10 protein-coding genes and 1 pseudogene are annotated in these 8,995 nt (G+C 51.6%); 7 read left to right on the top strand and 4 right to left on the bottom strand.

Annotation, left to right across the window (positions count from 1 at the left end; all coding sequences use genetic code 11):
* The 4 genes and pseudogenes from AC1HCM_RS06260 to AC1HCM_RS06245 all read left to right on the top strand — a co-directional run.
* Positions 1-345 (top strand): annotated as a pseudogene (locus AC1HCM_RS06260) (tetratricopeptide repeat protein); the annotation flags it as partial.
* Positions 345-971, top strand: coding sequence for a MotA/TolQ/ExbB proton channel family protein (locus AC1HCM_RS06255; RefSeq protein ID WP_479460911.1), 627 nt, complete (start codon positions 345-347; stop codon positions 969-971). The pseudogene AC1HCM_RS06260 and the gene AC1HCM_RS06255, both read left to right, overlap by 1 nt.
* A gap of 3 nt (positions 972-974) precedes the next feature.
* The gene (locus AC1HCM_RS06250) at positions 975-1,376 is read left to right on the top strand and encodes an ExbD/TolR family protein (protein WP_479460910.1); all 402 of its coding nucleotides are present in this window, start codon (positions 975-977) and stop codon (positions 1,374-1,376) included.
* 3 nt (positions 1,377-1,379) lie between these two features.
* A complete protein-coding gene (locus AC1HCM_RS06245) occupies positions 1,380-2,099 on the top strand; it encodes a YdcF family protein (RefSeq protein WP_479460909.1) in 720 nt (239 codons plus the stop codon).
* On the opposite strand, the gene proB is transcribed toward AC1HCM_RS06245, so the two are convergent.
* A complete protein-coding gene (gene proB, locus AC1HCM_RS06240) occupies positions 2,093-3,163 on the bottom strand; it encodes a glutamate 5-kinase (RefSeq protein ID WP_479460908.1) in 1,071 nt (356 codons plus the stop codon). The genes AC1HCM_RS06245 and proB overlap by 7 nt on opposite strands.
* Positions 3,160-4,227 (bottom strand): M20 family metallopeptidase, encoded by a 1,068-nt coding sequence (locus AC1HCM_RS06235; protein WP_479460907.1) that lies wholly within the window; start codon positions 4,225-4,227, stop codon positions 3,160-3,162. Before AC1HCM_RS06235 ends, proB begins: the two co-directional genes overlap by 4 nt.
* A 25-nt stretch (positions 4,228-4,252) precedes the next feature.
* Between AC1HCM_RS06235 and AC1HCM_RS06230 the strand changes: the two genes are divergently transcribed.
* From AC1HCM_RS06230 to AC1HCM_RS06220, 3 genes are read left to right on the top strand one after another with little or no spacing between them, the layout of a single operon-like run.
* Positions 4,253-6,325 (top strand): CHASE2 domain-containing protein, encoded by a 2,073-nt coding sequence (locus AC1HCM_RS06230; RefSeq protein WP_479460906.1) that lies wholly within the window; start codon positions 4,253-4,255, stop codon positions 6,323-6,325.
* A complete protein-coding gene (locus AC1HCM_RS06225) occupies positions 6,325-7,089 on the top strand; it encodes an MBL fold metallo-hydrolase (protein ID WP_479460905.1) in 765 nt (254 codons plus the stop codon). The genes AC1HCM_RS06230 and AC1HCM_RS06225 overlap by 1 nt, the downstream gene beginning before the upstream one ends.
* A gap of 13 nt (positions 7,090-7,102) precedes the next feature.
* Positions 7,103-7,810, top strand: a complete 708-nt coding sequence (locus AC1HCM_RS06220) for a Crp/Fnr family transcriptional regulator (protein ID WP_479460904.1) — start codon at positions 7,103-7,105, stop codon at positions 7,808-7,810.
* Here the strand turns inward: AC1HCM_RS06220 and AC1HCM_RS06215 are convergent.
* Both AC1HCM_RS06215 and bioW read right to left on the bottom strand, forming a co-directional pair.
* Complete coding sequence (locus tag AC1HCM_RS06215; protein WP_479460903.1) at positions 7,788-8,468, bottom strand: TIGR01906 family membrane protein; 681 nt, start codon at positions 8,466-8,468, stop codon at positions 7,788-7,790. The genes AC1HCM_RS06220 and AC1HCM_RS06215 overlap by 23 nt on opposite strands.
* The coding region (gene bioW / locus AC1HCM_RS06210) for a 6-carboxyhexanoate--CoA ligase (RefSeq protein WP_479460902.1) at positions 8,414-8,995 on the bottom strand (582 nt) is incomplete at its 5' end. The genes AC1HCM_RS06215 and bioW, both read right to left, overlap by 55 nt.

Raw genomic sequence — 8,995 nt, 5'->3', positions numbered from 1 at the left:
CTCTACAGAAAGACAAAGGGAAAGAAGTACCTTCTGATAGCCAAAGAGAGCTCCGATAAAAAGGTCAAGGCTAAGGCTCTCTATCTCCTCGGTTTAAAGGAGAAGAGGAAAAACAAGAGGAAGGCTCTTGAGTACTTTGTTGAGGTTGTCCTCTCTGCTGAAAAGGTACAGCCCTACTACAACAAGAGCATACTTCAGGCAGCTGACCTGCTCATATCAATGAAAGCCCGAAAGGACGCCTCCTGCCTGCTCTCCAAGCTTGACCCGAGGTATCTTACTAAGAGGGAGATAAAAAAGGTTAATATATTGATGAAGAAGCTTCCAAGGTGTGAGGTGAAGAAGTGATGGAGGGAGTCCTGGCAGAGCTTATGACCCTGATAAAGAAGGGGGGGATAGTGATGTACCCCCTGATAATCCTCTCCCTGATATCCTGGGTTTACATAGTGGAAAGGCTCGTGAACCTCAGGCTCGGTTTATTTCTTCCCCAAAACCTGAGCGAGATAAAGCTCCTTCTCCAGAAGAGCGACGTTGATGGCGCCTACAAGGTTCTCTCCCTCAACAAGGACGTATTCTCAAGGGCGCTCAGGCTGACCTTGGAGGAGTATCTCAAGGGAAACAGGAAGAAGAGCGAGCTCAGTAGGGTTATGGAGAGCGAGCTTTCAGCAGTAGTTCCGGCGGTTGAGAAGAACCTGATGCTTCTCTCTGCCATCGCCTCAATAGCGCCCCTGCTCGGTTTGTTCGGGACGATAACGGGACTGATAAAGGTGTTCTCCGCCTATGCCTCCGTTCAAACACAGGAGGCTCTCCGTCTCCTTGCAGCGGGTATAGGGGAAGCGCTGACCGCAGCTGCCACCGGTCTCATAGTCGCTATACCAGCCCTGTTCGCCTACTGGATATTCCGTAGCCTCGGGAACGACATAGTTGAAAAGGTTGAAAAGGAAGCGAGGGCTATCTTAGACCTTCTGGAGTGAGAGATGAACCTTAGAAAGAGGGCGAGGCTAAGCGCGGACGAGAGGGCTTACATAGACGTAGTTCCCCTCGTTGATACCCTGCTGGCTGTTTTTCTCTTCCTCGCCGTTCTCGCCTTTCAGTCACCCCTGACCTTCATAGCGGTGAAGCTCCCCCAGGCTGAGAAGGGGCAGACCCAGAGGCTACAGGCGGCGAGGGTACAGATAACGAAGAAAGGCTCCCTCCTCCTTGAGGGAAGACCTACGGACCTAAGAGGGATTGAGGACTTTCTGAGCAGGAAGAAGCCGAGCTACCTGATAGTTGAAGCGGACGAGGATACAAAGCATAAGTTTGTGGTTTACGTTATGGACGCGGCTAAGAAGGCAGGTGTTGAAAACGTCGTGATAGCTGTGAGAAAGAAACGCTGAGGTATGTTCTTCCTCAAGAAGCTGATATCCTACCTCATACTCCCTCCGGGAGTCTTTATAGCCCTATTCCTCTTCATAGCCACCGCTGGAAGGAAGAGCAGGCTGGTGCGCATACCTGCCCTCGCCGGGGCGCTTCTGCTCTATCTGATATCGGTTGAGCCAGTGAAGGACGTCCTCTTCTATCCCCTTGAAAAGAGCTTTAAAACACCAAAGAGGGTTGAGGGTGATTTCATAGTTGTTCTCGGAGGCGGAGCCTACAACTCGGGCTACCTTAAGGCGAGCTCCTACAAGAGACTGATAACAGCCTTCCTGCTTCACAGGAGGACGGGAAAGCCCCTAATACTCTCCGGAGGGGCTGCCATAGGCGTTATACCCGAGGCAAGGGTTATGAAGGAGCTCCTCCTTGAGTTCGGAGTTGAAGAGAAGGACATAATAGCGGACCTCAGAAGCAGGGACACCTTTGAGAACGCAAGGTACGTAAAGGATATATGCGACAGAATAGGTTGCAAAAGCATAACCCTCGTTACATCAGCCTTCCACATGAGGAGGGCTCTGATGGTGTTCAGGAAGACGGGTCTTGAAGTTCAGCCCTACCCCACAGACTTCAAATTTGAGGGGAGGTACAACCTATACAGCCTCTTCCCAAAGTACAGCGTCTTCTACGATTCCGCTATAGCCATAAGGGAGTACTTAGGCCTCGCCTTCTACAGCGCTGTTTACTGAAAGACAACGAGGTTGTCCCTGTGGATAACCTCTTCCTTGGTGGTGCCGAGTATCTCCTTGACCTTGTAACCTTTCAGCCCCTTTATCTTGTCTATCTCCTCGCTTGAGAAGTTCACCTTTCCCTTTCCAACCACTATGCCCTCGGGGTCCATCACACTGACCACATCCCCAGCACGGAAGTTACCCTCAACCCTGAGAACGCCAGCGGGGAGGAGGCTCTTGCCCTCCCTCAGGGCACGAACAGCACCTTCATCAACCACAACAGCACCCTTAGGTTCCTCTACCATCGCTATGCTCTTTAGCTTCCTGCGGAACCTCCTCTTTGTGGGTCTGAATATGGTCCCCGTGGTCTTGAGCTCCCTAACCCTGACGAGGTTGTCTTCCTTGCCCGTTATGACTACGGGCACACCTATGGAAACCGCAAGCCTTGTTGCCTCAAGCTTGCTCCTCATGCCTCCGCTACCAAAGTCGCTCCCAGTCCCCCGGACAAACTTAAAAGCCTCCTCCAGGCTCTTCACCTCACCTATAATCCTTCCCCTGTCGTCAATGAGTCCCCCTGCCGTTGAGAGTATCACGAGGAGGTCAGCCCCCAGCATGTAGCTCACGTAAACCGACAAGAAGTCGTTATCACCGAAGACAAGTTCGCTAACAGCGACCGTATCGTTCTCATTCACTATGGGGACTACACCCATCTCAAACATTCGCTCAAGGGTGTTCTGGGCATTCCTCAGCCTGTCCTCGTTTCCTTTCCTGAAGATATCGTTGGTCAGGAGAACCTGTCCTACAGTGAGACCGTAGTTGGAGAACACCGTGTCGTAGAGATGCATAAGGTATGCCTGCCCTATGCCCGCGAGCGCCTGCCGAGTGGTAAGGTCTCCAGGTCTCTCCTTCACCCCAAGCTTCTTTGCCCCGCACAGAACCGCTCCGGAGGAGACAATAAGAACTTCATCACCCCTGCCCCTGAGCTCCTTCACCTCTTCCGCAAGCTTTGAGAGGAACCTAAGGTCTATGTCCCCCCTTTCGGTACGCAGGAGGTTTGAGCCTACCTTTACAACTATCCTCATCCAAGCCTCTCAAAAAGGTTGAGGAAGAACTTGGTCATCTCCTCAAGCTCTGTCAGGCTTATGCTCTCCCTATCGGTATGGCTGTCCTTTAGGCTCCCATGCCCGAAGACCACACACTCGTAACCAGCCCTGTGATAGTTTGCTGCGTCGGTCCATGAGGGCATGGTCCCGAGAGCTGGCTCCCTTCCGGTGGCATCCCTGAAGCTATCAAGGAGGACATCAAGCATACCCTCGCACCTGAAGTCTATGAAGTCCTCCCCATCCTCAAAGAGGTAGCTTATCCTGCAGGAGCTCTCAACACCCTTGAGAGCCTCCCTCACCTTTGCGTCCATATCCTTCCATCTCTCCCCTCTGTAGAGCTTTAGCTCAAGGAGAGCCTCACACCTGTGGGGGACAGCGTAATGTCCCGAACCTCCCTTCACCATGAGTATGTTCACCGGTCTTGAGAGCTTCTCCTCAATGACCTCAACAGCCTTGAAGAGAACCCTTACGGGGTTTTCAACCTTTTCAAACTCTGCAGCGTGGGCGCTCTGTCCCTCAACTACAAGCCTGAACTCAAGGGAGCCGTTCTGGGAGGTGCAGAAACGACCGTAGGTGGGCTCAAGGACGAGACACCTCTTGCCCTCTCCCAAGACCTCAACAACCCTCTCAGAGCCGAGGGCTGAGTTGTTTTCCTCATCAACTACAAGGGCTAAGGAGATTGGGAGCTTCCTGCCGGGATTCTTCTCCATGAAGAGCTCAACCGCTGTGATAATGGAGGCAAGGGCACCTTTAACATCGCTCGCGCCCCTTCCGTATATCCTTCCCTCTATCTCAACAGGTTTGAAGGCGTCCCTCATGTTTATGGGCGGTACCGTATCAACGTGGCAGGATATGAGATAAGGTCCTTCGGACAGGTATATGAGGTTGTCCCTTCCCTCACCGACAGGCTGGCGAAGGACTTCAAGACCAAGGCTCTTGAGCCTTTTCTCAAGGAAGCTCTGCACTTTAGCTTCTAAGCCCGAGACGCTCTTTATAGCTATGAGCTCCTTGAGAAGAGAACCTGTCCTTTCCTTGATGCTCATAGGAAATAGTTTATTCTAATCTCAGGTGCTGTACAGGGTAATAGCTCTTCTTCTTGTGGGAGGGTTGTCGCTTCTGCTGAGCCTCTACAGAAGTTCTCCCCTTGAGAGTATAGCTCTGAGGGTTGAGGATACAAAGTTCTCCATGAGAGAAGCTCTAGGTCTTAACCCCAAACCTACGGACAAAGTTATCGTAGTGGCTATAGACGAGAAGAGCATAAACGAGCTCGGAAGGTGGCCCTGGAGCAGGAAGGTGATAGCCCGGCTGATAAGGAATCTCTCCTCCGCCAAGGTGGTCGCCCTTGATATAGTTTTCTCCGAGCCAGAGGATGAAGAGAGCGACAGGGAGCTCGCCGAGGCTATAGAAGAGAATGGAAACGTCATTCTAGGCTTCTTCTTCCGTCTAAGCTCAACCCAGAGGGAGAACCCAGAGAGCCTGAGCCTGCTTCAGGAGAGCGAGTTCCTCAGGTACAAGCTCCTCACCAAAAGGCTTGGCTTACTTGAGGTTCCCCACGCGGAGCTAAGCCTCCCTATCTTTATGGGTTCAGCCCTCGCCTCGGGCTATCTGAATGCGGAGCCCGACAGGGACGCCATATACAGGAAGTATCCCTTAGCCTACCTCTTCAGGGGTGGGGTTTACCTTCCCTTAGCTCTTCAGGCTCTTCGCTTCTATGACGGAAAGGACTTCTACATGGAGATATCGGAAAGGGGCATAGAGAAGTTCCTCTTCAGGGGGAAGAAGGTTCCCATTTATGAGGGGAGGTTCCACAGGATAAACTTCTACAATCCTTCAGACCTCAAGGTGGTCTCCGCTGTTGATGTGATAAAAGGGACCTTCGGGGAGAATAGCTTTAAAGGAAAGGCAGTCTTCGTTGGAGCAACGGAGATAGGCATATACGACCTAAGACCAACCCCCGTTGACCCTATAACTCCGGGAGTCTTCCTCCACGCCTTTACCTTCTCCAACTTTGACAAATTCCACTTCCTTCACAGCTCATCCCTTGCCGATAGCTTAGCTGTTCTATCCATGGCAGGGATTCCCTTCGGAGCGGTCTTTTTCAGAAAGTTCTCCCGCAGGCTCATCCTTTACGCCCTTGCCCTCCTCTTCTATCCCACGCTTTCTTTTTCCCTTTTCTCCCTCCTGAGCTTTGATCTGATCCTCTTCTACCCGTCCCTCGCCTTCTTCCTGTCCCTCATATCCCAGGAGGGGATAAGGATAATAGTAACGGAGAAGAACATAAGGGAGCTCAGGAAAGCCTTCAGCAGCTACGTTTCACCCCAGCTCCTTGAGATAATTACTAAGAATCCCGACAGGCTCAGGCTTGGGGGAGAGAAGAGGGAGATAACGATCCTATTCTCGGACATAAGGGGCTTTACAGGGCTTTCGGAGAGGCTCAAGCCCGAAGAGCTTGTGAACCTCCTCAACGAGTTCCTGACACCCATGACCGACGTTATCCTTGAAAACAGCGGAACCTTGGACAAGTACATAGGCGATGCGATAATGGCGATCTTCAACGCACCCGTTGACGTTCCCGATCATGCGGACAGAGCCTGCATCTCAGCCCTGAGAATGCTGGAGGTCCTTGATGGTATTAATCCCCACTTCAAGGAGAAGTATGGTGTTATTTTGGATATAGGTATAGGAATAAATACGGGGGAGGCTGTCGTGGGCAACATGGGCTCAAGGCAGAGGTTTGACTACACAGCCATAGGGGACACCGTAAACTTAGCTTCGCGCCTTGAGGGGCTGAACAAGCTCTATAAGACGAGGGCGATTGTGAGCGAAAACACAAAAAGAAGGCTCAAAAGGGACTTTCTTATGAGAACCCTTGATGTGGTTGTAGTGAAGGGAAGGAAAGAGCCCGTGAGGATATACGAGCTGATGCAGGACACAGAGGAAAACAGGGAGAAGGCTCTCAGGTTTGAGAGGGCGATAGAAGAGTACTTCAGAGGCAACTTTGAGAGTGCGATGCTCCTTTTTGAGGAGCTCAGCATAAGGTTCGGAGACGAGACGAGCTCCGTATTCCTGAAAAGGTGCAGGGAACTCATTGAAAAACCACCCGAGAAATGGACTGGGGTCTATGTAGCGAGGGAGAAGTGATGGAAGTTAAGGTTCTCGGTGCCTACGGAGGAAGGTTCGGAAATCTTGGAACCACGTGCCTTCAGATAGGAGAGGACACCCTCATAGACGCTGGTAACATAATGAGGGCTCTCGGTGAGGACTGCCTCAAGATAAACAACATACTCCTCACCCACGCCCACCTTGACCACATAGTGGATATACCCTTCATGATAGATTACACCTTTCGCTTCAGAGAACAGCCACTGAACATATACGGGCACAGGGAGACGGTGGAAGCTGTCAGGGAGCACGTGATGAACTGGAACATATGGCCAGAGTTCAGCTCCATAAGGCTTATAAACTCGGGAGATTATGCAGTGAATTACGTTGAGCTTGAGCCAGAGAAGAGCTTTGAGCTGAACGGTTTTGAGATACTCCCCTTTTTGAGCAACCACACGATAACGACGTTGAGCTATGTGGTGAAGAGAGAGGGAAGGGGCTTTCTCTTCACGGGAGACACCTTCACCAACCCAAGGATATGGGAGATACTGAACAAGTACAAGGAGATAAAGGTGCTGATAACGGAGGTGTCCTATCCGAGTTACATGTACAACCTCGCAGAGGTCAGCAAGCACCACACACCCAAGACGCTAGCTCAGGAGCTTAAACACCTGAAGAGAGACGACGTTGAAGTGTACGTTATGCATCTGAAGCCAAACTCGCTGGAGGAGCTTAAGGAGGAGATAAGTGAGGTGCTTCCCTCTGTAAAAATCCTGAATGATGGCGATGAAATTATAATATAGTGAGGAGGGAATCATGGAACCGACAAAACTCTCGGAAGAGCTGGTCAGTTTACTCAAAAGCAGGGGAAAGGAGGAGAGCTACAATCTTGGTGACGTCCTCATAGAGGAGGGGCAGGAGTCCGACAGGATATACGTCATTGAGAAAGGCTTTGTCAACGTGACGAAGAAGGACCCCATGGGGAACGATGTCCTTATAGGAACCGCAGGACCGGGATCAATCCTCGGGGAGATGGGGGTCTTCATGGGAACCGAGAGGACAGCCACCGTCAGGGCAGTATCAGACCTCAAGGTTATAAGCTTTGGAAAGGAGGAGTTCTTTGAGGTCATAAGCAGCATACCCGAGGTATCCTCCTACCTCTTAGGGATACTTACAAAGAGGCTATACAATCTCAACAGGAGGCTGATAAACGCCATAAACTCAAAGCTCATGATAGTGATGGGCAACTACATAGTGGATAAGCTCAGGGAAAGGGGTGAGGGCTTCGTGGATGGACAGAAGATAAGCTTTGACCTCTCAACCGCTGCCCTTGAGACCGGATTGGACATAGAGAAGGTGGTCACAGCCTTGAACAACCTCGCAAAGGCAGGGGTCCTCCACGACTACAAGCTGATAGAGGAGGTCAAGGAGGGAGAGAGCGGGGAGGAAAAGAGGACTGTTGCGGAGCTCAGCGCAGACCCTCAGCAGATAAAGTCCTACCTCAAGACGATCTCCTATATCTGATAAGGAATACTCCAGTCAGAAGGGAGAGAAGGGAAAGGAAGCCAGCCGAGACGAGGACAAAGAGGGTTCCATCGTACCAGAACTTCATCGGGTATATCCTCAGGAGTGTGTCGGTGTATTTGAATCGCCAGGAGTAGGGGTCAAAAACGTAGTTGTGGAATAGCTCAAAGGCGAGGTCGTAGTTAGTTACAGAGAGGACCGCTACCGCGGTGACGAGGAAGAAGGAGAAAAGAGATGAGGCTATCAGGGTCTTACCTATGAGCCTTCTATCACCCAAGCACAGGAGGGCGAGGGCACTCATAGGAATGGCCACGTACAGAAGGGGGAAGAACAGGGAGAGAAGCCTCTTGACGTCCTCCATGTGCTTTACTTCCCTTGGTGTGAAGGCTTTCCTGCCGTCGGGGAGCTTAGCCCCCTTGAACTCCTCCATACCTTCCTCAGAAAGGACAGCCCTGAGACCTAACTTGGCGAGGTACCTTCTGTAGCTGTCCTCAAGACCGTACCTATCCTTCGGAAAATCAGCCTTGGAGTACTCCCAATCTATAAACCACTCGTTGAAGGCGAGCCTCGTGGGAATACCGAGAAACACTATCGGGCTCAGGACTACAACAAGGAGGGATGCAAGGACTTTATAAGGAAAGCTTCCTTTTCTAAACATTCTAAAACCCTCTGGAGATCTCCCCCGGAGATAAAGTATATCCGACCTCCAAGGGTGTCCCCCCTCTCTTTCATGGGATGTATCCTCACATAGCCCAGAGATGGTGAGGCAACGTAACCCGTCAGGTAGTCAGGGTCATCGCTCCAGCAGAGCTCAGCGATTACACCGCAGTGGGCGTTCTTCGTCGCCAGGGCAAGGGCATCAAGGCTCCTATCGGTGAGCCCAAGCTCAAGGATCCTCTTCCTCACCTCTTCCCTTCTCTCCCAATCAACCCTGACAGTTCTGACTCCCCTCTCTCTATCGGGCTCGAGCCTCTCCCCGCTCTTTATATCCATGAGCACAGCCCCCCTCATATTCCCTCCCTTCGGATTCGCCCCCTTAGAGAGAAGTTCAATCCCCTTCAGGGCTACCTCCCTTGGCACGCCTGCCTCAATCAACTTCAGGAGGGCAAAGCTCCTTGCCTCTTCCGTTGTGGGCAGTCTGTAAGAAGATACCGGAAGGGAGTGCTCAATGGAGTTTACCTTTCT

The sequence above is a fragment of the Hydrogenivirga sp. genome (genome assembly GCF_056450045.1).
The sequence above is the reverse complement of the archived record's forward strand: the minus strand, read 5'-3'. Positions and strand labels throughout refer to the sequence as shown.